The organism is Agarivorans sp. QJM3NY_33, from assembly GCF_050870865.2.
Taxonomy (GTDB): Bacteria; Pseudomonadota; Gammaproteobacteria; order Enterobacterales; family Celerinatantimonadaceae; genus Agarivorans.
The window spans coordinates 1,978,988-2,000,480 of sequence record NZ_CP194039.2 but is presented as its reverse complement, the minus strand read 5'-3'; the positions used below and the strand labels follow the sequence as shown (position 1 = coordinate 2,000,480).

Annotated in this window: 21 protein-coding genes; 2 read left to right on the top strand and 19 right to left on the bottom strand. The window is 43.3% G+C overall.

Features of this window, described 5'->3' with window-relative positions; all coding sequences use genetic code 11:
- Positions 1-202: 202 nt before the first annotated feature.
- Together ACRRSY_RS09100 and ACRRSY_RS09095 are read left to right on the top strand one after the other, a co-directional pair.
- The gene (locus tag ACRRSY_RS09100; RefSeq protein WP_432463011.1) at positions 203-598 is read left to right on the top strand and encodes a hypothetical protein; all 396 of its coding nucleotides are present in this window, start codon (positions 203-205) and stop codon (positions 596-598) included.
- Between the two features lie 28 nt (positions 599-626).
- Entirely contained in the window at positions 627-1,640 is a 1,014-nt protein-coding gene (locus tag ACRRSY_RS09095) for a hypothetical protein (RefSeq protein ID WP_432463010.1), read from the top strand.
- Between the two features lie 123 nt (positions 1,641-1,763).
- On the opposite strand, the gene ACRRSY_RS09090 is transcribed toward ACRRSY_RS09095, so the two are convergent.
- From ACRRSY_RS09090 to flgB, 19 genes are all read right to left on the bottom strand, one after another.
- Positions 1,764-2,651: an IS982 family transposase gene (locus ACRRSY_RS09090; RefSeq protein WP_432463009.1), complete on the bottom strand. Its 888-nt coding sequence runs from the start codon at positions 2,649-2,651 to the stop codon at positions 1,764-1,766.
- 100 nt (positions 2,652-2,751) lie between these two features.
- Positions 2,752-5,628, bottom strand: coding sequence for a motility associated factor glycosyltransferase family protein (locus ACRRSY_RS09085; protein WP_432463008.1), 2,877 nt, complete (start codon positions 5,626-5,628; stop codon positions 2,752-2,754).
- 14 nt (positions 5,629-5,642) lie between these two features.
- A complete protein-coding gene (locus tag ACRRSY_RS09080; RefSeq protein ID WP_432463007.1) occupies positions 5,643-5,954 on the bottom strand; it encodes a hypothetical protein in 312 nt (103 codons plus the stop codon).
- Between the two features lie 8 nt (positions 5,955-5,962).
- Complete coding sequence (fliS, locus tag ACRRSY_RS09075; RefSeq protein WP_432463006.1) at positions 5,963-6,370, bottom strand: flagellar export chaperone FliS; 408 nt, start codon at positions 6,368-6,370, stop codon at positions 5,963-5,965.
- A 2-nt stretch (positions 6,371-6,372) separates the two neighbouring features.
- Positions 6,373-7,836, bottom strand: a complete 1,464-nt coding sequence (fliD, locus tag ACRRSY_RS09070) for a flagellar filament capping protein FliD (RefSeq protein ID WP_432463005.1) — start codon at positions 7,834-7,836, stop codon at positions 6,373-6,375.
- A gap of 21 nt (positions 7,837-7,857) precedes the next feature.
- Positions 7,858-8,280, bottom strand: a complete 423-nt coding sequence (locus tag ACRRSY_RS09065; RefSeq protein ID WP_432463004.1) for a flagellar protein FlaG — start codon at positions 8,278-8,280, stop codon at positions 7,858-7,860.
- An 85-nt stretch (positions 8,281-8,365) separates the two neighbouring features.
- A complete protein-coding gene (locus ACRRSY_RS09060) occupies positions 8,366-9,172 on the bottom strand; it encodes a flagellin N-terminal helical domain-containing protein (RefSeq protein WP_432463003.1) in 807 nt (268 codons plus the stop codon).
- A 566-nt stretch (positions 9,173-9,738) separates the two neighbouring features.
- Positions 9,739-10,554 carry a flagellin N-terminal helical domain-containing protein gene (locus ACRRSY_RS09055; protein WP_432463002.1) on the bottom strand — a complete coding sequence of 272 codons (816 nt, stop codon included), beginning with the start codon at positions 10,552-10,554 and terminating at the stop codon, positions 9,739-9,741.
- Positions 10,555-10,837: 283 nt separating this feature from the next.
- The gene (flgL, locus tag ACRRSY_RS09050; protein ID WP_432463001.1) at positions 10,838-12,049 is read right to left on the bottom strand and encodes a flagellar hook-associated protein FlgL; all 1,212 of its coding nucleotides are present in this window, start codon (positions 12,047-12,049) and stop codon (positions 10,838-10,840) included.
- 6 nt (positions 12,050-12,055) lie between these two features.
- Positions 12,056-14,029 carry a flagellar hook-associated protein FlgK gene (flgK, locus tag ACRRSY_RS09045; protein WP_432463000.1) on the bottom strand — a complete coding sequence of 658 codons (1,974 nt, stop codon included), beginning with the start codon at positions 14,027-14,029 and terminating at the stop codon, positions 12,056-12,058.
- Positions 14,030-14,034: 5 nt separating this feature from the next.
- Positions 14,035-15,045, bottom strand: coding sequence for a flagellar assembly peptidoglycan hydrolase FlgJ (flgJ, locus tag ACRRSY_RS09040; RefSeq protein WP_432462999.1), 1,011 nt, complete (start codon positions 15,043-15,045; stop codon positions 14,035-14,037).
- A gap of 2 nt (positions 15,046-15,047) precedes the next feature.
- Positions 15,048-16,148, bottom strand: coding sequence for a flagellar basal body P-ring protein FlgI (locus ACRRSY_RS09035; RefSeq protein ID WP_432462998.1), 1,101 nt, complete (start codon positions 16,146-16,148; stop codon positions 15,048-15,050).
- A 26-nt stretch (positions 16,149-16,174) separates the two neighbouring features.
- On the bottom strand, positions 16,175-16,849 hold the full coding sequence (gene flgH, locus ACRRSY_RS09030; protein ID WP_432453529.1) for a flagellar basal body L-ring protein FlgH: 675 nt from the start codon (positions 16,847-16,849) through the stop codon (positions 16,175-16,177).
- Between the two features lie 26 nt (positions 16,850-16,875).
- Positions 16,876-17,664: a flagellar basal-body rod protein FlgG gene (flgG, locus tag ACRRSY_RS09025; protein ID WP_432453530.1), complete on the bottom strand. Its 789-nt coding sequence runs from the start codon at positions 17,662-17,664 to the stop codon at positions 16,876-16,878.
- Positions 17,665-17,680: 16 nt separating this feature from the next.
- Positions 17,681-18,427, bottom strand: a complete 747-nt coding sequence (gene flgF / locus ACRRSY_RS09020; protein ID WP_432462997.1) for a flagellar basal-body rod protein FlgF — start codon at positions 18,425-18,427, stop codon at positions 17,681-17,683.
- A 156-nt stretch (positions 18,428-18,583) separates the two neighbouring features.
- Complete coding sequence (flgE, locus tag ACRRSY_RS09015; RefSeq protein WP_432453532.1) at positions 18,584-19,921, bottom strand: flagellar hook protein FlgE; 1,338 nt, start codon at positions 19,919-19,921, stop codon at positions 18,584-18,586.
- Positions 19,922-19,951: 30 nt separating this feature from the next.
- On the bottom strand, positions 19,952-20,623 hold the full coding sequence (locus tag ACRRSY_RS09010; RefSeq protein ID WP_432453533.1) for a flagellar hook assembly protein FlgD: 672 nt from the start codon (positions 20,621-20,623) through the stop codon (positions 19,952-19,954).
- Between the two features lie 10 nt (positions 20,624-20,633).
- On the bottom strand, positions 20,634-21,053 hold the full coding sequence (gene flgC / locus ACRRSY_RS09005; RefSeq protein ID WP_432453534.1) for a flagellar basal body rod protein FlgC: 420 nt from the start codon (positions 21,051-21,053) through the stop codon (positions 20,634-20,636).
- A complete protein-coding gene (gene flgB / locus ACRRSY_RS09000; protein WP_432453535.1) occupies positions 21,053-21,451 on the bottom strand; it encodes a flagellar basal body rod protein FlgB in 399 nt (132 codons plus the stop codon). The genes flgC and flgB overlap by 1 nt, the downstream gene beginning before the upstream one ends.
- Positions 21,452-21,493: the final 42 nt, after the last annotated feature.

Genomic DNA, 21,493 nt, shown 5'->3' with positions numbered 1-21,493 from the left:
CTTATACTCAGCCCTCGCTAAAGTCATCCTTCACGAGCCAAGTCATGCGCAAGACCAAATTTTATTAAAAAACAAGATGTTTTCCTGATGAAGACTTGCAGCGCAAACTGATTAATTTACACTGCTAACAATCACCTTCCTTCTTCAATTTATAGGCATAGTACTTGCTGACTTTTGAATTCAGACTCATAGGGACAAAAAAATGTCAGAACTGGATATTAATCAATTAATGGCCGACATCGCCAAAGATGCCATCAGCTTTGCTCAAACGAACTTCCAAATCGAGCTAGATGGTAGCCCAGCTAGTCTCAGCAAAGTGGATGACATTATCGGCAAAGTAGACATCGATGAAGTAAGTGATGAAGAGCTGTTTACCATTTCCTACATGGTAGGCGCCTATGTTGGCCAGATTTTTATTGCACAAGCCGGCGGCAGCTGGGTCCATCACGAACAAACTGAACATGAGCCACCACAAACCTTTGTGCAAAAAGGCCAACTCACCATTGCCTTTCCTGGCAAGGTATATCGCTCACTCATGGGAACAGATCAACAACTACTCTGTGAATACTATACCGACTTAGTCGTACAACTGGGCTAACTAAAAACCACAACGCAAGGACCTTATCATGAGCAACACCCTCGCCTTTGTGCATGTGGGACTTCCTAAATGTGCCAGTACCTACCTTCAGCACGTCTGGTCGGTAGATCCCCTATACGATTCTCTCAACCTAAATGAGTTGATGAATCAGGCGCGTAAGCAAACCACAGCGGGTACTCAAATACCAATTAACCCAATTCAATTGCCGCCTAGCCAAAACATCTTAATGGGAAGCTCCGAAGGCTTTTCGTGGTCTTACTGTAATCAACCACAACACCAAGCCAAACTTTGGGATCTCCATAAAAATTCAGCCTCGCTAATTGCTCAGGCTCAACTCACCGATACCATTTTGCTGCTGGTGCGCAACCCCTTTGCTTACATGCGTTCTCTACACGAGCAATCGATTAAGGAAGGTGCTTACGCTAGTTTCGCAGAATTTTTCCGACAACAGCGAGCACTGATTGAAGCGACGCTGGATATTCAAGCGATTATTGAGGCCTACCAAGTGCACTTTGCAAAGGTGGTGATTCTTAATGTTGATGAACTTCGGCAAACTCCAGACAGTTTCTGGCAAAAATACCAACAACAGTTACAGCTGGCGATTCCAGAACAAGGCATTAATCAAATTAATGAAAAACAACAAGCAGCTAACTCCTCATTGGGTAATAAACTGCCACTTCTCGCGGCATTAAACGCTCACTCTGCACAGTTATTAGCGGCATTCGACCAACTTGACGAGTATAAAGCAACTCGTAAACAGGAATTTGAAACGCTACGCTCCCCCTACGCCAATACTTATCGCTGGTTCCATCGTCGCTTAGCTGAGTATAGCGACCAACAAGCCTTTGCTAGGCTAGGCGAACAGCTTGGGCTAAGCCAGCTAAATAAAGATGCATTTCAGAAGGTTGAAGTAGATAAGGCGATGTTGGACTTCGTTGAAACGCGGTTTATTACGCCCTTACAGCACTTCGAACAAAGTATTGAGGCTGAGTGGCTACAAGATATTAAAAGCCAATTAGAGCAGTATACCACCATCAGCTAAGTAATTAATGCCAACCAAAGTTTGCTTTAAACAAACCGCATTCAGACAATTAAAAGCCACTATTAGTGGCTTTTATTCAGCGTAAAAAAGCAATTAAACTTATCTAGTTAACCTCAGATCGGTTTAAACCATCGCCATCAACCCTGTTTTCTCAGCGCTCGTGATGTTTAGCGATGGCTTTTCTGGTTTCAGACTGTATGCGATTAGCCCTCCAAGTAGGTTCAACATAAATCCATGCAGGCTCCGATGGCGGGAATGCTCTATCTGAGAGATGTTTTTCAGTTGGTCATTAATGGTTTCGATAATGAACCTTTTTGACAACATCGCTCTATCCCAAGCGGCAAGTACTTTCGGTTTCATGTTCTTACGGTGGGTCGTAATTAGGGTAATTCCGTCCTCTTTTAAATCTTCGGTAAGTGCTTTACTGATATAGCCTTTGTCTGCATACAGCTTGTCGAAAAGGCCTCTTGATAGTTCCCGGACAGGCTTTCTATCATCGGTATTAGCAGGTGTAAGTTTGGCTGCAACGATATCGCCGAGATGGTTGGTAATGATGTGAAGCTTAAACCCATAGAACCAGCCCATTGTACCTTTACCTCTTGCCGCAGTTCCTTTGAAAACCTTATGCCTTGGAATGCGTAAATTGTGGCAGACCTTAATACTCGTAGAGTCAATAAACGCAATGCCTGTCGGCTCTCCTTTAACATGAGTAAAAAAAGAGCTCAATGGCACGAGCACAGAAGACATTACTTCAAGAAATCGTGTGTAACTGAGTCGTGTGGGAAAATCACTCTTGTAGTGACGGCGTACGATTCCAAGGTAAAAGTTTTTGAAATCACGCTGATGAGACATATGGAAAGCGATAATGATTGTCATGATTTCGCTTTCGGACATTCGACCTTTGCGGTTTCGCTTACGTTCGCCGCTTTCAAGCTGAAGTTTTTGCCACTGAGGTAGAAAAGCCTTACAAAAGTCATCGACATGACAAAATAAGTCCACTAATTTATGCATAGCTGGTTCCTTTGCGATGGTTCTCTCTTGGTCGAAAGATCTGATCGCAGAACCAGCTTTTAGTTCCCTTCTTTTTATCCCGAGTTCAGGTTAGTTAACATCAGATAGCATTTTTATCGAAAACAATGTTATTTTCCGTCTGATCAAACTCACCGAAGTGTTGCATATAAAAGTCTCGTCCTTCACGAAGGTACTCAAGCCATAAATTTTTAGCATAGTGAAAGTACTGCAAACTCAAGTTGGCATCTTGGCAATAGAAGGCCAAACGAGTCAGGTAAGTCAGCATGAAATTGCTAGTACCGTACATTAAAAAGGAATACAACGATTGTTCATCTTCAATGGCTTGACGCATTAAGTCGGCATGCTCATCTAACATACACAAGACTTCGTTTTGAGTATGGCAATCCTGCTCAAATAACCTAAGCACTTTAAAGTAATGCTTGTCGTAATTTTCTTTAGCATAGTTTTGCTCAAACTTAGCCACCAAACCAGCAACATCCTTGCTATAGGCTTGCTCACCCAATTGCTGAATAAAACCTTCTTTGTCTACAGCTTGATTTAACACCACTTGATTTAATGGTAAGGGCTGGCTACCGTGAATAAACGCCCCATCACTGCAGTTAAAACATTTCACATCGTCATACTCAATTAGAGTTTGTTTCAAAACTTCTGCTGAAAATTTAAATTCGTGCTTAGTGTGGACTAAGCCTTGAAAATTTCCCTTCACTTTATAATCAGTCATGTTTTCAGCCATATTTTGATATACCTGTTCACCCCTCTTTCTCGTATAGGCTGATAATTTACTATGCTGAAATGTGGGATCTTTAGCGCCTAGGTCAACGCCAAACAGGTAAACCTGTTTAAAACCGAGAGCCAATACATTAGACAAAGCCGAGTTAGTCACCGTTGGGTAGGAATGAGAAATCTGCTGAAATTGAGCAAACTCTTCAGCACATAGATCGTAAGCCATGGTCGCAGCTTCACCAACCTTCAAGCTAATAAAGCTTTGCTTAAACATATCTGATACTTCAGGATGAATACCATTCACCGTGAGTAAGTTAATGTCCTTGACCCAATCTAGATCCGGTACTTGAGAAATCCATACCGAAGTCATCTTGGTTTGCTCTACTTCGGCATGGAAATCTGGCTTAATGCCATAATGATACAAAGCCTTCAAGCTAGTACCACAGGAAATAATAATCGCCTTATCTTGATTCGCTCGTATAGTTTCAATGCTGTCATCCAAAGAGGGTCCATTACCCACTAAAAACACCGGAATATCTTTTAGCTGGTGCTGAAAACTAACAGGCTTATTGGCTAATTGATAATGGCAGGCTCGACGAAACGACTCTGTAGTATGAGTAAGATTATAAAAACAATGGTCGTAATATTCACCCACATTGCTCACCACCCGCAGCTTTTCACGCGTTTCTTTTACATTTTCGCGAAAGCCGGGAGCAAAATGACTTATGAAAAAATAGGTATAAGAGAGAATATGAATCCCTGCCCCCTTAAACTGATTGAGCAGATCCTCGTACATGTAACTACCATCGTCCCCCACATTAAAATACAGGGTTGAACCACTGGCATTACATTTTGCCAATAAGGCCGACCAATCTATCAGAGCTAGAGACGCGTAAAAATAATCATGAACCGGCTCATAGAGCACATAGTGAGTAATTTGGTGTTGCTGTAGCAACTGCTCCACATGATAGCCCATACCACAACCGTACATGATGAACGAGGGAATCGCTTTTGGCAGTTGCGCCACCGGATGCTGTGGCAATTTGCGCACATAGGTTTTAAGTTGCTCACCATATTTAAAATGCAAATAAGGACTGGGCTTACCGGTACGCTTTTTACATTCTAGAGGATCTAATTTGGGTCCATTTTGAAAATAATTAAAGTATTCAGTACTTTCTTGTTGGGCCGAAAATTGAAATAAGCTTAGACCTTGCCTAATATCGACCAAATTAAACTCGCCATTAGGTTGTACAAAAATATGCCAACGCTGGCATTGATAACGTTGATAAGCTTGGTAAATATCGGGAAATAGCTGTCTGAATGCTTTCAAACTCGCGCGCGACTGCTGCTGCAGCGCCTGCTTTTTAGCTTCGTTATCGGCAATACTTGACTCATCCGCCCAATCAAACAAAAAATGACTCAGTGAAAAGCAACACTCAAATTCACATTCACTGTGTTCTTCCAGCTCGATATCTTGCAACTGAGAAAACAGCAATTCTTTGCTAGCTAACTTATGCTCAAGCAAGTTAAACGCTTGATAGTTATAGTGCTTAAATACAAAGAACGAGCTTACCGCTTGCTGAGTAAGCCAAGTTTGGATTTGACTGTAATTCTCTTTGCCAGCAAAACCCGCGACAATAGCCAGCTCACAGCCTTGGGTTTTAGCTTGGCCAAATAGCTCTTTCCACTGAGCACTATACAAAGACGCCCAAAGCAGATCGGCATTAGGCTCAATAATTAATATTTTTTTCCAGGCTTTAAGGGCAAGCAAGGGCAACAAATGTAGCCCCAGGCCCACGCCTAAAATCACCAGCGCATCGGTATCGTCATCGGGATCTTGATAGCTATCTTTAAAGTGAGCAAAACGCCGATTAAGTGTCAGCGCTTGGCTCACTTGGCGTTGGACAGGCAATGTGCTTTCGCTAAGGTCGACCCTTAGAGCCTGTTTACAAAAGTCATGTAACTGTTGTGTCACCAGCTCTTCAGGATCGATATGATAAAGGCAACGACTTTGGCTGGAAGAAGTGATATTCAAACCGCTCTTTCGAGTCACCAAAGGGAAGTAATCACGCACCTCATAACGCCCTAGAGTTTCCGCTAATTGAGGGCTATGTTGTTGCAAGGCCTTAAAACTGGCACGGCGTCTACGTTCCAATAACGGTGCCATGCTGGCTTCAATTTGGTTTTGTTGTTGCTCATCCGCATGAATTTGGTATTCAACATTCCTTAGCATCTGATCCCCTAAAACTATTTTCCGTAGGCTTTATTGATGAGTTTACTGCGCTTCAAGGTACCCATTTGTCGTTCTACTTGCTGTTTTAGCTCGGCAGAAGTTTTTAGCAAACTTTCCATCCGCTTAACATGAGTAACGATAGCTTGCTTTTCAGAAGGTAAAAGAGAAGGAGAAGTTGCAAAAAAGTCACTAAACAACCGTTGATGATTATCGAGCAAAGCCTGAACAGCGACAGGAGAAACCTGTTCTTGAGTAAATAGGCTTTCGATTTGAACAAGCTGGTCCTCAGCTTGCTTCAATAACTCGGCGACAGCAGAGCTTGGCATAAGCTCTCCTAGCGTTGTTGATATGCTTCTTGTTTAGCAGACTCGGGAATTTGGTCCCAGCCAGATTTAATCGGCAAAAAAATACTAATGGCTTCTTCTATTTTTACTGCGTCATTGTTGGCCGAAGCATCTGATATTAGCTCTAGCATATAGGTATATAAGCTATCTAAGTTGGTGGCGATCTCCCCTCCTTTTTGATGATCGAGGGTTTCACGCAAAGCACTAATAATAGAGGTCGCCTTAGCAATAGGTTTTGCTTTATTGGCTATATCCTTACGTTCAAGGCAACCTTTGGCCACAGAAAGATTTTCTAAGGCGGTCTGCATTAAAATTTGCGTCACCTTATGCGGCTCAGCGGTTGCGAGCTGATCTTTAATCCCTACCTGCCGATATTGATTTATTCCACGCTTATACATACTTACTTAATTCCCAAATTAGCAGAAATATAACTCATTTGACTATTCAATGAGCCCATCATCTGGTCAAACGCCGTATATTTAGAGCGAAGAGTTGATTCATAACTCGCCATTCGTTCTTTTAAGTCGAGATCAGATTTATCTAGATCTCGAAGCTGACTTTTCACAGAATCCTCGCGAGTCTCCAATACCCCTCCATATTTCTCATAATTATCAACATAACTATAAAAGGTATTGGCTATTCCATCATCCCCAGCAAAAAGTTCGCCCAATTTATCTAAATCACCTTCAACCCATTCCGATAGCTTAGACTCATCTAGGGTTAACTTACCGCCATTTTCCGTATCAATATCAATACCTAGAGCATAAAGCGTTGTAACACGAGTCTCATCATTGATATCAGAGTAACCTTTGGTGGACATTTTACCTAGAGAATATTTTATCGACCGAAACATCGCATCCCCGCTCAGCTCTTTACGGTCATTGTCCTCACCCTCCTTGACCTCGTCGGGTTTACTATACTTTTCGATTTCATCAATCACTTTGTTATAAGCGTCAACAAAAGACTTCACACTATCAACAGCTGCATTATCATTCGGCTTAACTGCTAAGGAGGTACTCGAGGCAGTCAAATATTTGACGTTAATTGTAACACCAGAGATAACATCAGAAAAACTATTGGTATCACTCACCGCTTCAATACCATTAATCGAAACTTTAGCTTGGGAGGCTCTTTGAGTGACAATAGTAGCTGCCACAAAACTATCTAGGGAAGTGTTTGCTACACCGCTAGAACTAATCCGTAAATCATTTGGGTTACCATTGCTATCATTTGTGTCGTCATCAGCACCACTCTTCGCTGAGTCATAAACCAACCGAGTTCCACTTCCAGTATCAATTAAATTCGCTGTCACACCAAAATTGCCGCTGGCCTGATTCACTCCATCCCGAAGCTGAGATAAGGTCATCCCGGCTGTCACCGCGACAGTGAACGACTCTTCATCACTACCAGAACCAGCTGCAAAAGTCAATTCGCCATCGCTGCTGGCGATAACGGAATTACTACTGGCATATTCCGTTTGAACCGTCGCTCGAGAACCTTGTGCGACGGATAACACCTCTACATCGTAACGCCCGTCCACCGTATCATCTCCGAGGCTAACGCTATAGGCACCGTTATAAATGCTCTGCTCATCATCATCCGAGGAAGACGATGAAGCCAAGGCACCATCAACAAATGCAGAACGAGGGAAAAAACTATTTTTATCTTTTGCCTGATCGAGTATGTCTTTAAATGCACTTAGAGCAGACTTCACTGCGCCAACGGCAGATAACGTGACGTCTAAAGTATCGCGCCTTTCCTGAAGACGGCTTTCCTGTGGGACTCTCATTGCGTCAATAGAGACCTCGATGAGAGCCTCTAAGTCCAAACCACTACCAATACCTGCTGCTGAAATACCCGTCATGACATTTACTCACGTCTAAATTTAAACTAATTGATCGACAAACAACCCGGTTGTTTCACCAATTGCTTCTTGAAAATTTCTTAACCTTTCTTGTAATTGCCGATATTCTTCACTGGGAATTTCTCGAATTAACTCGTCGGTATTTTTATTTAAAACCGAAGTGAAAAACTGCCCATCACGTTCATCAACAACAAACTTAACATCGCGATTTTGCACCTCGAGCAACTGATTAATAGAAGCCACCACTTCTTCAACTTGCTCTTTATCGTCAACCTGTCGCTGTTCTTTCTCAGTGCTTTGCTGCTCTTTGACTTCTTGTTGTTGCTTCTGAAGCGATAACTGTGCCACTTCTATTGAAGATCCTTGAATGACTTCTGCCTCTTGCTCATTCACGATACTGGGAACGATGACAGAAGAAAGTACTGAACCAATATTATTTTCCATTTTCCAGCCTCCTCAAAAAAGCAAGCCACGCTCATAATATATAGTATAAGCGTGGCTGCATCTTTCTTCATTACATTTTTGGCGATTAAACCAACGACAATGCAGCCTGTGGTCGTGTATTTGCTTGCGCTAAAATAGAGGTACTAGTTTGTTGTAATATTTGAGATTTTGTCAACTCAGCCGTTTCTTTAGCAAAATCAGTATCTTTGATCCGAGAACGCGCAGCTGTCACATTTTCAGAAACATTTGACAAATTTCGAATAGTAGATTGGAAACGGTTTTGCACCGCACCTAAACTAGCCCGCTCTTTATCCACTAATTGAATTGCACTATCTACGGCTGCAATGTCAACTGTACCTGCACCCAAGTCAATCGAATCAATACCTAAGTCAGTTTGAGAGATCGCTTGACCAACAGTTACACTAATAGTGTCTGAACCATCGGCATCCACCACAAAACTAGCGTCATAATTACCATCTAAAAGTGCTGTACCACCAAACTTGGTACTCGTTCCGACACGGTCAATTTCCGTACGCAACTGACTGACTTCAGCTTGTAGGGCTGAATTATCTGCGGCACTGTTTGCACCATCCCCTGCTTGCACCGATAACACTCGAATACGCTGTAGCATATTGGTCACTTCATCCATTGCACCTTCCGCAGTTTGCGCCACAGAAATCCCATCTTGGGCATTCATTACTGCTCGGTCTAGACCTTGAATTTGTGATGTCATACGGTTTGAGATTTGTAGACCTGCTGCATCGTCCTTGGCACTGTTGATACGAAAGCCTGAGCTTAAACGCTGGTAGGCAGTATCCAAGGAACTACCGGAGTTATACAGTTGACGTTGTGCGTTCAATGACGACACATTACTATTTACGACTAATGCCATAATTTGAGCCTCCTAAAATTTCATCATCCTAGCCTGAACTATGACCGGATAATCTCTTCCCATTTACTAGATTGTTGAACCCTTAGCTTATTAACCATAAACCAAGACAACCTTAAAATGGACCAAAGTTTTACTAACTTCATATCTGTTAGCGGCATCAAGAAAAAAAGCTTTAGGAGAAAAATAAAAAAAGCGGAAAAAAGTTGCCGCTTATGTGGCAAGTCCTTGCGGAGAAAGGCCTTGTAAGCGAAATTGCCGAGATTAAAACAAGATAGAAGCCAACCATAACGCTCTCATGGCAAGCAACGCACCTAAATTTTAGGTCAATTGTCTGTCACTCAGATTTGGCATAACACTTGCTTGTTTACTTACGCAGTCTGAACCGCTGCAAAAAAAGGTCAAGTGAGTATGCATCACTTGACCGTATCGCTCGAAACGATAGGAGATTGAGAGCGAAACTAAAGCGCAACTTATTATTGGTATGGAATTGAGCCTCCTAAGAGTACTAATTGCGCGATTACAGCCTGAGGACGGTGGATTGAACTCCCACCGTCCTTTCTTTTTTCTTATCCAAGGAGAGATAGCGCAGCCTGAGGACGTTGGTTTGCTTGAGCCAAAATAGTCGTCGAGGTTTGCTGCAAGATTTGATTTTTAGTCAATAGAGCCGTCTCTTTCGCAAAATCCGTATCTTTAATCCGTGAACGAGAAGCTGTCACATTTTCCGAGATGTTAGATAAGTTGCGAATAGTCGATTGGAAACGGTTTTGAATGGCACCTAGACCCGCACGTTCCTTATCAACCAGAGCAATCGCACTGTCTAATGCATCGATATCGGTAGACGCAACACCTGCAGATAAATCGATGGAATCAACACCAAGCCCGGTTTGTGAAATAGCGGTACCAATAGAAACCGTAATTGAGTCAGAACCATCGGCGTCCACAACAAAGTCCGCTGAATAGGCGCCATCTAGCAATACCGTCTGACCAAACTTAGTGCTAGTGCCAACCCGATCAATTTCAGTTCTAAGCTGGCTGACTTCTGCTTGTAGCGCCGACAAATCAGCGTTACTGTTGGCACCATCTCCAGCTTGAATGGATAGCACTCGAATTCGTTGCAACATTGAGGTCACTTCGTCCATTGCTCCCTCTGCGGTTTGCGCAACCGAGATACCATCCTGAGCATTCATCACGGCCCTGTCTAGACCTTGAATTTGCGAAGTCATCCGATTAGATATTTGCAAACCCGCAGCATCATCCTTCGCGCTATTAATACGAAAACCTGATGATAAACGTTGAAATGCGGTATCTAAACCATTACCGGAATTGTAAAGTTGACGCTGTGCATTAAGCGATGACACATTTGTATTAACGTATAAAGCCATGATATTTCTCCTATCTATATTTTAACCATTTATAGGTTTTATTTTTTGTCAGTTATTATTTTTTCTGACTTACCTATATAACGGCCTTGCTTCAATACTCTTTAGCGGTTTTTTAATTTGTTTTAATCCATTTAAACTAAAAAGGGTGCTTCATTATTGAAGCACCCTTTTTAACGACTGATGAGAGAAAATCTTTAGGTTTTTATTTTAAAACATCACAGCAAACCATTTTAAAATCCCGACCAATCTTATCTTATCGGCAACAAACAAATAAACTTTAACACTATAAATAGTTAAATAGTGATAATTGACTGATACGGCTGTAAGATGAGTAGGAGGTATTGAGCGCCAGTTCGGCTTTTTGTAAATTACTCACCGCCTCTGCGAAGTCAACTTCACTTAGTGAAGCTCTTGATTTTTGGTTGATTACATCCATTGACGAGGCAGCTGAACGCACAGAATCGAGTGAATTCCCCCGAGCACCAATAGAGCCAAGAGTGGTATTAACACGCTCCATTGCATTGTCAACACCGACAAAAAAATCACTTTGTCCGTCAACAAAATCGGCTTTCGACACTGAAGGATCTTTCAGCACAGTAATAAAATCGGTCAGTATATTTAGAATATTATCTTTCTCAGGTGCAGCCAATTCAAATTGCTCAGTTGATGGGGCGGCTCCTGTCACGGTTATTTGGATACCGTTAAAATTAATAAATTCACCATCGACATAATTACCAGTAACGGCTGGAACCAAAGATGCGCCGCTGCCATCTAATATTTCATAAGTATCGGGACCACCGGCTGTCGTTTGAACTTGAAAAACATTATTAGCAGGTGTAATCGGGTCATAATTCTGATTAAAAAAAGAATTGTAAGCTCGTTGGTCATCAATGTTAGTGATAATATTGGCACTGACATCATTGGTGACAAAACGTTTAAAGACATTATCAAATAGTTCCTGGCCAGTATCGTTGCTTTGTATATAAACAGAGGACGAGACTTTCAATTCATTGACACCCGCATCACCTTGATACTGATAGTACTGACCATCATAAACATAAGGCTTTTTCTGCGTTTGAAAGCCAGAAAATACGTAATTACCATCCGCATTTTGGCTATTCATGAAGTCAACCAATTGACTTCGAATTTGAGTTAATTCTTCGGCGAGAGAATTAAATTCACCTTCACTATTAATCCCATCGCCAGATTGAACCCCTAAAACCCTGGCTCTTTGTATCGCTGTCATCATGCCATCTAGAGTGGACTCTTCAAAATTAAGTGCATTCTCCAATAAGGTCCCATTCTTTAAATGCTGTTCAGTCAGAGTGATTTCGGTGCTCAAAAACATTGACTTACTCATATCTGAAGGGCCATCTGCAGAAGTCAGCAACTTTTTATTGGTAATTAAGTGCTCATTCATTTTCTCAACTTGTTGCTGAGAATTAAGCACGCCATTCAAAGAATTTTGATACAAGTTCATACTCGATACACGCATAACAAATTACCTCAATGAACTTAATAGTGTTTGAAAAGTTTCTTGGGCTGTACTGATGACACGTGCCGATGCAGCATAAGCTTGCTGAAAGCGGATCAAGTTAGATGCTTCTTCATCAAGATTGACCCCCGAGATAGAATTATGCCGCTGGGTACTCTGCTCCAACAAAGATGTAGCAGCTGACGCCGCCACTCGAGCCTCACTGGTTTTACCACCAATAAAACTCACCAAGCTAGCATAGGCATCATTCATGGTCATTTTGTTGTCACCAGTACTAGCCAAGCTCTTTCTAACCAAGTCTTTCTGCTGTAAATCAACTAAGCGTAAGGCATTGTAATTATCGTTGAAACCATCGGTGTTGTAGTCCATGGTGAATACATCACCTTCTTGCACATCACCATCAATATTAATGTCATAACCCGGCGTTAAAGGCGGAACGGCATTAGCAAACAGTTGCTGACCAGCGGTTGCAGCGGCGGCGGTTGCCAACAACGTGCCGCTATCGTCATAAATTTCATAGTCACCACCAGCATTAATCACAACTTGATGGGGAGCCGCTGGATCATAGCCACCAGGTACTGTGAAATCGGAAGTGGTCGGGTCAGTATCATAAACAGATTGAATACTTATTGTCGCGTTGCCACGATTAACTAAGTCACGTTCAACCCTGATAGGAGCCGCGAGGGCCAACTTCTCAGGTTGACTCATACTCACCGTCATTTGTGCGGCCACGTCACGCGTCGGCTGAATTAAATGCTTATCACCGGCAGCAAAGGGCCCCGAAGAAAAATCCCACTCCATCCCATCAAGCTCGAAAGCTGTTGGCGGAATGGAGCCAGTAACCACTGAACCTACAGTACTATCACCATCATAACGCTGTACTTCAAAAGTGCTTGCCGAAAGAAAGCTTATCCGATAATCGTAAGGCGTGACTTCGCTGCCTTTTCCAGAGATAAAGGAGCCTGAGATCGACCCCGCAGCAGTATTTGTTAAAAATTCTTTTCCCGCAAAAGTGGGCAAAGTAAATATGTCTGTTCCAATGTCACCGTTTAGGTCCATGCCCAATTTATTTTGGGCATTAAAAGCATCGGCCATCGAAATAGACAACTGACCAAGCTGATTACGGCTCACATCCAACGTTGTTTTCCGATACTCCATCAAACCGCCAATCGTACTACCGATTTCTTCATGGCCTATAATTCGACTCGAACCAGCAAGAGAAATAGTCATCTCTTTTTGGGTACTATCGGGGTCACCGTCAACCATGCTCAATGTGGTATAATCATCTTGCAACACCAAAGCCTGACCGGTACGCATAAATACCAACGTTGAACCGTCATCTTGCACAATCGTATTAATATCAATCAATTCGGCTAAATCATTAATCGCTTGATCTCGTTTATCAGATAATACCGCTACATCACCGTCTAGCGGGCTTCCGCCAGATGCTACAATTTCTTTATTGATGTCGGCAATGTTCACAATCAAAGCATTCGATTCATTGGCTTTTTCGATCAAATCTTGACTAATATTTTTTTCTTGAAGCTGGTATTGCTCATTTAATGTTCGATAGCGTTCGGTGAGTGCGTCAAATTGAGCTAAGGCTAGTTCTCGGGTTGATAACGCCGTCGGATTATCGGTGGTCGCATGCAATTGAGTAAACATATCATCAAATTTCGAACTAAGAGATAAGGCATCATCACTCACAATGGCATCAATTTGACTCACCGAATCTAAATAGGCATTGCGGTTTGCCAAGGTTGAGGTATCGCGGAACATTTGTGCCTGAGCAAAACCATTGAGTACCCGAGAAGTATTTCCATCTCTCACGCCTCCCAAGGTATCAGCGGTAAAAAAAGTTCGCTGTAGGCTATAGCCTGGGGTATTCACATTGGCAATATTACTACCGGTGGTCATCAGCAAACGCTGATGGGCAGCAAGCCCAGACGAACCAATGGTGAGTAAGTCATTCATTGCCATGCTATCTACTCCCCTTCAACCAAGGTGTTACGATAATCATCAAAATGCTGACCATCCAAAATTTGACTAATTTTACTCGCATATTGAGGGTCGGTCGCATAACCAGCGGCTTGTAACTCACGCGCATACTGCTTAGCATCCATACCATTCGCCAAGGCTTGCTGATAACGAGGGCCATCGATAAAAGATAAATAATCTTTCACACTGGCTTCATAGGAATCATAAGCACGAAACGCAGCGCGCTCTTGTCTAGCTTGCCCATCCCTAAACTCCAAAGTGTTTACCATTGCCTTATCTCCCTGCCAGCGCCTATCTGCTTTAATTCCAAATAGGTTATAGCTACTTGTTCCATCATGATTGGTGATCACTTTTTTGCCCCAGCCAGATTCTAAAGCCGCCTGTGCAACAATCGCCATTGGCTCCACCCCTTTATCCACAGCCAGCTTTTTAGCAAGCGGCAATAGGGTTTCAATAAATTCTTTCGGCGTGGCAAATGTTTGCCGTTCCGATGACTCCGAACCCGTTTGATTCGAGTCTATATCCAGATTAGCGTGAGTTTTCTCTAAAGTTTCACTACTTGCTGCCGTTACATGAGTCGATACAGCAATATCCTTGCCAAGTGCTGAAGGCTGCTCAAGCGAGCGAGCCGTTAAATCAATCTCCTGGCCCCCTCGTAATACCGAGGCAGGCGTAATATTTGCGGCCGAGGGATTAAGTTGCGCAACGATAAGATCCGCTAAACCTAGAGCGCCAGAAGACGATAATTCCAAGGCCATTTGGCTATCATGCATGTCTCGGTAGGTTTGGGTATGTCGATTATTCAGTGGTGAATCGCTTTCAAACGCGGCATTACTTTTACGCATCTGTTTTAACAGCATCTGCATAAACAATGCTTCAAACTGGTTTGCAACCTGTTTTAAGGCCTTGTTCGGATCCTTCTGAGCTGCACTTCTGAGCTCATCCAAACTGGCCAAGTCATTGTAGTTTGCACTTTGTTTGACTGCGTCCATTGCCATGATTAAATCACCAATAACTCGCCTTGAATGGCACCAGCTTGCTTCAGCGCCTCCAGAATGGAGACCAAATCACCAGGCGCAACCCCCACCCGATTAACCGCTCGAACTAAATCATCTAAAGATGCACCGGTGTCAAAGTTAAACATCCGAGAATCTTCTTGAGTCACCTCAATGGTACTCGCTGTCGTTTCTACCGTTTCGCCATCAGACAACGCATTTGGCTGCGAAATAACCGGGGTCTCAGATATTTTCACCGTCAGCCCGCCATGAGTGATGGCAGCCGGTAATAAGCGCACATCTTTACCAATTACAATGGTACCAGTACGTGAATTGACAATAATTTTGGCTGACTCTGATGCAGGTTCAAAAGTAAGATTTTCTAAGGTTGATAAATAGGCGACTCGTTGCCCAGGATCTCGAGGCGCGAAAACCTGTACCGAAGATGCATCCATCGGTGTCGCCGTATTAGGCCCAACCAAACTATTAATGGTATCGGCAAGACGTTTCGCGCTAGTAAAATCAGAACGTTTTAGGTTAAAAGTGATGGTATCACCACTCATAAATGGCGAAGGCACTGCTCGTTCAACAATCGCACCATTGGGAATACGCCCAACCGTAGGAGTATTAGAGATCACCTTGGAACCATCCGCACCTTCAGCACCAAAACCACCAACAATAAGACTGCCTTGAGCCAAGGCATACACTTCACCATCGGCCCCCTTTAAAAAAGTCTGAATCAATGCGCCGCCACGTAAGCTCTTCGCTTCACCAATCGCAGATACCGTGATATCAATGGTCTGCCCCGGTTTCACAAAAGCGGGAAGCTCTGCATATACAGCAACTGGCGCGACATTTTTAATTTTTAAATTTGTGCCCGCAGGCAATACAATGCCAAAGTTGCGTAACATCGTCGCAAATGATTGCTTAGCAAATTCACTATTCTTTTCACCAGTGCCAGGTAAACCAACCACCAAGCCATAGCCCGTGAGTTGGTTGGCTCGCACACCTGCGACATCGGCGACATCTTTTACTCGCGCAGCACTCACGGTGTTTGCCAACAAACACAAAGCGATACTGAACATCATAATGCTGCGTTTAAACATGGGACGACTCCTCGAGCTAACGACGCTTAAAACGGCCATACAGGACTATTAAAGAACTTAGACAACCAACCTTGTTCGGTCGTATTGGCAAAATCACCAGTACCACCATATTGAATTCTCGCATTGGCAATACGTAATGAAGGAATGGTATTGTCTGGTGACACATCATCGGAACGAATAATCCCGGTTAAGCGAATATATTCATTGCCATTATTAAGCATCAGCCACTTCTCACCACTAATGAGCATGTTGCCATTGGCCAATACTTTGACCACATTCACTGAAATATTACCTGCTAAACTGTTGCTCTGAGCGGCATCAGCTTCCCCAGTAAAGGCACTATTTTGAGTTAAGCCAAGCTCAATTGGGTTGCCACCAATGGTTGCCACCCCGCCCGGTACGGTAATTGGATTGAGATTGAAATTTTTATCTTTGGCTAAATCATTACTAGCCGACTTACTTGCTTGAGTTCGTTCTGCAAGGTTAACCACAATAATATCACCAACGCGATGGGCTTTTTTGTCTGCATATAGGTTATTTGCAACAGCTTCAGCGAATAACGAACCAGTCACGCGCGCTTCTATTGCAACTTCTTCTGGATAAACAGGTGCATAAGTCGGGTCATCGGGAACCACGGCATGATTGACGCTTGCACATCCCACCATCGTTATACTCATCAACGCTACGACTAATCTATACATCAGTCATCCCTCTCTCTGATCTGTGTTTACAATTGTTGAGTTGCAAAACTTAACATTTGATCGACGGTAGATATAACCTTTGAGTTCATCTCATAAACACGCTGTGCTTCAATCAAATTCACCAACTCTTCGGTAACATTAACATTGGATGTTTCTAAGGCTCCTTGGCGAATAGAACCAAGGCCATTTTCGGAAGCAATCCCATTTTGCGGTGCACCACTGGCACCAGTTTCTAAATATAAGTTCTGACCTTGAGGCTCTAAGCCCGAAGGATTCACAAAGTCACTCAGGGTAATTTGGCCAATTACCTGACTATCGGTTTGACCGGGCAAGCGAACACTCACTTCACCATCTTCACCCACCGTAAAACTTTGTGCATCGGCTGGTACTTGGATTTCGGGTTGCAGCGGATAACCAGATCCCGGAGTCACTATCGTGCCTTCGTCATTCAAACTAAATTGACCATTACGAGTGTAAGCAGTCGTGCCATCAGGCATTAATACTTCGAAAAAGCCACGACCGTCGATCATCATGTCAAAGGAATTGTCCGTGGTTTGCACATTACCTTGATCGTGATTCTTTTGGGTGGCAATCACCTTTGCGCCGGCGCCAATCATTAGACCGGAAGGCATTTTGGTGTTTTGTGAAGAACGCCCGCCAGGCTGATTCACAGTTTGATAAAGTAAATCTTCAAACACCGCTCGGCTTTTTTTATAACCAATAGTACTAGCGTTAGCGAGGTTATTAGAAATAACCGATACATTGGTTTGCTGGGCATCTAAGCCAGTTTTACTGATCCATAATGCGGGATGCATAGTACACTCCTTATTGCTAGCTTAAGCGCAACAAACTGTTAGTCGCTTTTTCGTTTTCTTCAGCAGTTTTCATCATTTTTATTTGCATTTCGAATTGGCGTTGCATGCTAATCATATGAGTCATCTCTTGGACTGGATTTACATTACTGCCTTCTAATGCACCTTTAGTCAGTTCAACCGTAGCGTCTGGTTGGTATACAGCACCTGTGGTACTTCTAAATAAACCATCACCGCCTTTGCTTAAATCTCCAGCAAAAGGCTTACTCAATTTGATTCGGTTAACTTCTTCCAGGGCATCACCTGGCGCACCTTCAGGTCGTATTTCGATGGTGCCATCTTCACTAATTTCAAGCTTTTCAACAGGTAAAGGGATAATAATCGGTGCATTTTGATTACCCAACACTGGCTGACCTTGCATGGTTTGTAGAACCCCTGCCGCCGAAATCGTAAAGTTGCCATTTCTAGACAATGCTTCTTGACCATCTTTATCTTGAACCGAAATCCAACCTTCTCCCTTAATCGCAACATCTAAATCACGACCCGTGGTTTTTAACATACCGTTGGCAAAATTTTGACTAGGGGTCTCAGTCATGGCAAATACTCGCGACGGTAAACCAGGGCCAAATGCCTGCATCGCTCGTGCGTTTTCTAGATCGGCTTTAAAGCCAGTCGTGTTTGCATTCGCTAGATTATTGCCTCGCACCGCGAGCGACTGCATATTTTGTTTTGCGCCGGTCATCGATATATAAAGTAATTGGTCCATCTTATTCCCTTCGTCAAATAGCTGACTCATGAGAAATAGAGCAATTATGGTGCCAAACAATAAAAACTTATGACAAAACCAATAAAAAACCATATAAATCAAGTAAATAAAAAGGCAGCAAAGGCTGCCTTTTTATTATTATGTCATCCGATATGATTATCGAATTTGAATAATAGTTTGCTGTAGAGTTGAATTCACTTCCAGTGCTCGAGAGTTCGCTTGGAAGTTTCGTTGCGCACTAATTAAGTTAACTAACTGTTCAGTGAGGTTCACGTTGGCTTGTTCTAAGGAAGCAGAGTTAATTTTACCAAAAGTGCCAGAGTTACCTTCACCTGCAATCGCTTCACCACTTAATTGTGTTTGTTGCCAGGATGTATCACCGATTTGTGATAAGCCCTGATTGTTCGCAAACTTAGCCACTGAAACTTTAGCAATATTCGAAGTTTGACCATTACTATAAGACGCAACCACTAAACCGTCAGGCCCAATATCAATCCCAGTTAATTTACCAACTGTCGATCCATCCTGCGAAAGACTAGACACTTCGAAAGCTGCGTTATACTGAGTCGGTCCGTTCAAATTAAAGATAAGCGTTTGCGTAGAATCTACCGAACCCGTCGCCGCATCCCAAACCCCACCAGGGCCATTTGGTGGCGCAGTTCCTAAAGCGACCGTTTCAATAACCGCAGGCACTGTTGATGCTAAGGCCCCCGTACTATCAAATGTTAAAGTAGCCGAAGCCGGAATCGTCGCGTTGGTATTACCCGCGTTTGGCACATGAGCAGTGCCTCCACTCACGTCGGTCGGTTCACCATCAACATAGATCAACTTATGCCAAGTATTTGCCACAGAGGAATCTTTTACAAAGAAGGTTTCCGCAACATGAGAACCACCCTGAGAATCATACACAGTCACCGAAGTTGCTGAGGTATAAGTATTACTATCAGAAGGATCGAAGTCACCAATATCATGAGTCGTGCCACTAGAGGGCAAGTTAAAGCTCATATTGACTTCACTGGTTTGGGTCGGTGTACCAACTTCAGCGCTGATCTGAATGGCGTTTGTCGCCGCCATACTCACTGCCGAAGGAGTACCACTGTTATTAACCGTATATCCCTGTAAATACTGGCCTTGCGAATTCACAATAAAGTTATCCGCATTTAATTTGAAGGCACCAGCACGCGTAAATTCGCGAGTCTGGGTAGTCAAATCAGCAGCCGTAACAAAAAAACCTTCTCCACTAATCGCTAAATCCAAAGCATTCTGGGTAAAGTTCAAACTTCCCTGGTGGAACTGCTGTGCAACATCCACCGTTTTGGTTCCGTTACCCACTGCAGTACGAGCATTTGAGAAAATCGATGTTGCATACACATCGGCAAACTCTGCCCGCGACTCTTTAAAACCAACGGTATTGACGTTCGCAATGTTATTCGCGGTTACGTCAAGATCCTTTTGCGAGGCATTGATGCCGCTCAACGCGATATTAAATGACATCTCTCAATCTCCTATCGTTTATATACTTTACTAGGCTTTGGCAACTTCAAGGACATCGCTCATCGCGATACCACCCAAACCTTCTAAATTGACGACTACGCCAGATGTACCACCAGCCAAACTTACACTACTTACATTCGCGAAAGTTGCGGTGGGTAAACTGATCTCTTTACCGCCCTGAACGCCATTTACTTTGACGTTATATTTTCCATCTGGCATTTGATTCCCGTTGGAATCAGTACCGTCCCAAGAGAAGTTCATATTGCCACTCCCCTCACCTAAATCGATAACTGTAACGACTTCTCCAGCTTCATTTTCAATCGTCACTTTAACATTGGTCGTTGCAGCGCCTGTCACCGCTACCCCTTCAAAACCACTGCCCGTATTGTGGGCATAGTCCAAGGGTACCAATACTTTTTGCCCCACTAGCGTTGAGGCTTGCAAAGCTGCAGACGAATTCATAATCGAGTTCATCGTGTCAAATTTGGTTCCCAGCTCGGCGATACCTTCAGAAGTCTGGAAGGAAGCCATTTGCGCGATCATTTCAGCGTTATCAACTGGCTTACTCGGATCTTGATATTGCAACTGGGTGGTCAATAGCGCGAAAAAGTCTTCCTGCCCTAATGACTGATTATTATTACTTTCCGGAACAATCGACTCAGGTTGCCAACGGTTACCTTGTAGTGGATCAATAGTAGACACGACCTACTCCTTAACTTTTACCCAGATTGAGAGTGCTATTTAGCATTTGCTTCGCAGCTTCAGTGACCTGCACATTCGCTTGATAGGAGCGCGAGGCACTCATCATATCGGCCATTTCTTCAATCACATTAACATTTGGTTTAAAGATATAACCATCTTCATTCGCCATGGGATGTTCTGGGTAATACTCTTTACGCAAAGGGGCATCCGACTCGACAATACCAGCAACTTTAACTTTTGCCGACTCGCCTTGAGCGTTACCCGCACGTTCTAACTCTGCAGCAAACACTGGCTTTCGAGCACGATAGGTTTGGTCAATACTAGAGCTGATGCTGTCAGCATTCGCCAAATTACTGGCGGTAGTATTCAATCTCACCGACTGGGCCTTCATCGCTGAAGCCGAGATATCAAACACGTTGAAGAAACTCATTATTGACCTCCTTTAATCGCATTACGTAAACCAGAAAATTTACTAGACAAAAAGCCGATACCAGCTTGGTATTCCAGACCATTTTGCATAAAATCTGCTTTTTCCTGCTGTATATCGACGGTGTTACCATCGCCCGTGTCGGGCTGGTTGGGGATGCGAAAACCCAATTCTGAAAATTGGCTGCTACCACCGCCCATATGACGATCATTGGTAAGCTGCATGCCACTGTGCTGTCCAGCCTTAGCGGCTGCAAAAGCCTTATTAAAGTCAATATCCTGTGCTTTATAATTAGGTGTATCGGCATTAGCGATATTACTCGCGAGAACCTCAGACCGCCGAGCTCTTACCCCAACCGTATACTGATGAACACCTAATGCTTTATCGAAAGTTATTGCCATACACACCTCTTCACACAATTACAAATGGAAAAATGCAAAAGC

Excerpts from the sequence above, each read along its gene's own strand:
- fliS (WP_432463006.1), bottom strand. The coding sequence starts at position 6,370 with ATGTATAAGCGTGGAATAAATCAATATCGGCAGGTAGGGATTAAAGAT.
- flgG (WP_432453530.1), bottom strand. The coding sequence starts at position 17,664 with ATGCATCCCGCATTATGGATCAGTAAAACTGGCTTAGATGCCCAGCAA.
- ACRRSY_RS09065 (WP_432463004.1), bottom strand. The coding sequence starts at position 8,280 with ATGGAAAATAATATTGGTTCAGTACTTTCTTCTGTCATCGTTCCCAGT.
- flgK (WP_432463000.1), bottom strand. The coding sequence starts at position 14,029 with ATGGCAATGAATGACTTACTCACCATTGGTTCGTCTGGGCTTGCTGCC.
- flgE (WP_432453532.1), bottom strand. The coding sequence starts at position 19,921 with ATGTCATTTAATATCGCGTTGAGCGGCATCAATGCCTCGCAAAAGGAT.
- ACRRSY_RS09095 (WP_432463010.1), top strand. The coding sequence starts at position 627 with ATGAGCAACACCCTCGCCTTTGTGCATGTGGGACTTCCTAAATGTGCC.
- flgL (WP_432463001.1), bottom strand. The coding sequence starts at position 12,049 with ATGCGTGTATCGAGTATGAACTTGTATCAAAATTCTTTGAATGGCGTG.
- flgB (WP_432453535.1), bottom strand. The coding sequence starts at position 21,451 with ATGGCAATAACTTTCGATAAAGCATTAGGTGTTCATCAGTATACGGTT.
- flgH (WP_432453529.1), bottom strand. The coding sequence starts at position 16,849 with ATGTATAGATTAGTCGTAGCGTTGATGAGTATAACGATGGTGGGATGT.
- flgF (WP_432462997.1), bottom strand. The coding sequence starts at position 18,427 with ATGGACCAATTACTTTATATATCGATGACCGGCGCAAAACAAAATATG.
- ACRRSY_RS09060 (WP_432463003.1), bottom strand. The coding sequence starts at position 9,172 with ATGGCATTAGTCGTAAATAGTAATGTGTCGTCATTGAACGCACAACGT.
- ACRRSY_RS09085 (WP_432463008.1), bottom strand. The coding sequence starts at position 5,628 with ATGCTAAGGAATGTTGAATACCAAATTCATGCGGATGAGCAACAACAA.
- ACRRSY_RS09035 (WP_432462998.1), bottom strand. The coding sequence starts at position 16,148 with ATGTTTAAACGCAGCATTATGATGTTCAGTATCGCTTTGTGTTTGTTG.
- ACRRSY_RS09080 (WP_432463007.1), bottom strand. The coding sequence starts at position 5,954 with ATGCCAAGCTCTGCTGTCGCCGAGTTATTGAAGCAAGCTGAGGACCAG.
- fliD (WP_432463005.1), bottom strand. The coding sequence starts at position 7,836 with ATGACGGGTATTTCAGCAGCAGGTATTGGTAGTGGTTTGGACTTAGAG.
- flgJ (WP_432462999.1), bottom strand. The coding sequence starts at position 15,045 with ATGGCAATGGACGCAGTCAAACAAAGTGCAAACTACAATGACTTGGCC.
- flgC (WP_432453534.1), bottom strand. The coding sequence starts at position 21,053 with ATGAGTTTCTTCAACGTGTTTGATATCTCGGCTTCAGCGATGAAGGCC.
- ACRRSY_RS09100 (WP_432463011.1), top strand. The coding sequence starts at position 203 with ATGTCAGAACTGGATATTAATCAATTAATGGCCGACATCGCCAAAGAT.
- ACRRSY_RS09090 (WP_432463009.1), bottom strand. The coding sequence starts at position 2,651 with ATGCATAAATTAGTGGACTTATTTTGTCATGTCGATGACTTTTGTAAG.
- ACRRSY_RS09055 (WP_432463002.1), bottom strand. The coding sequence starts at position 10,554 with ATGGCTTTATACGTTAATACAAATGTGTCATCGCTTAATGCACAGCGT.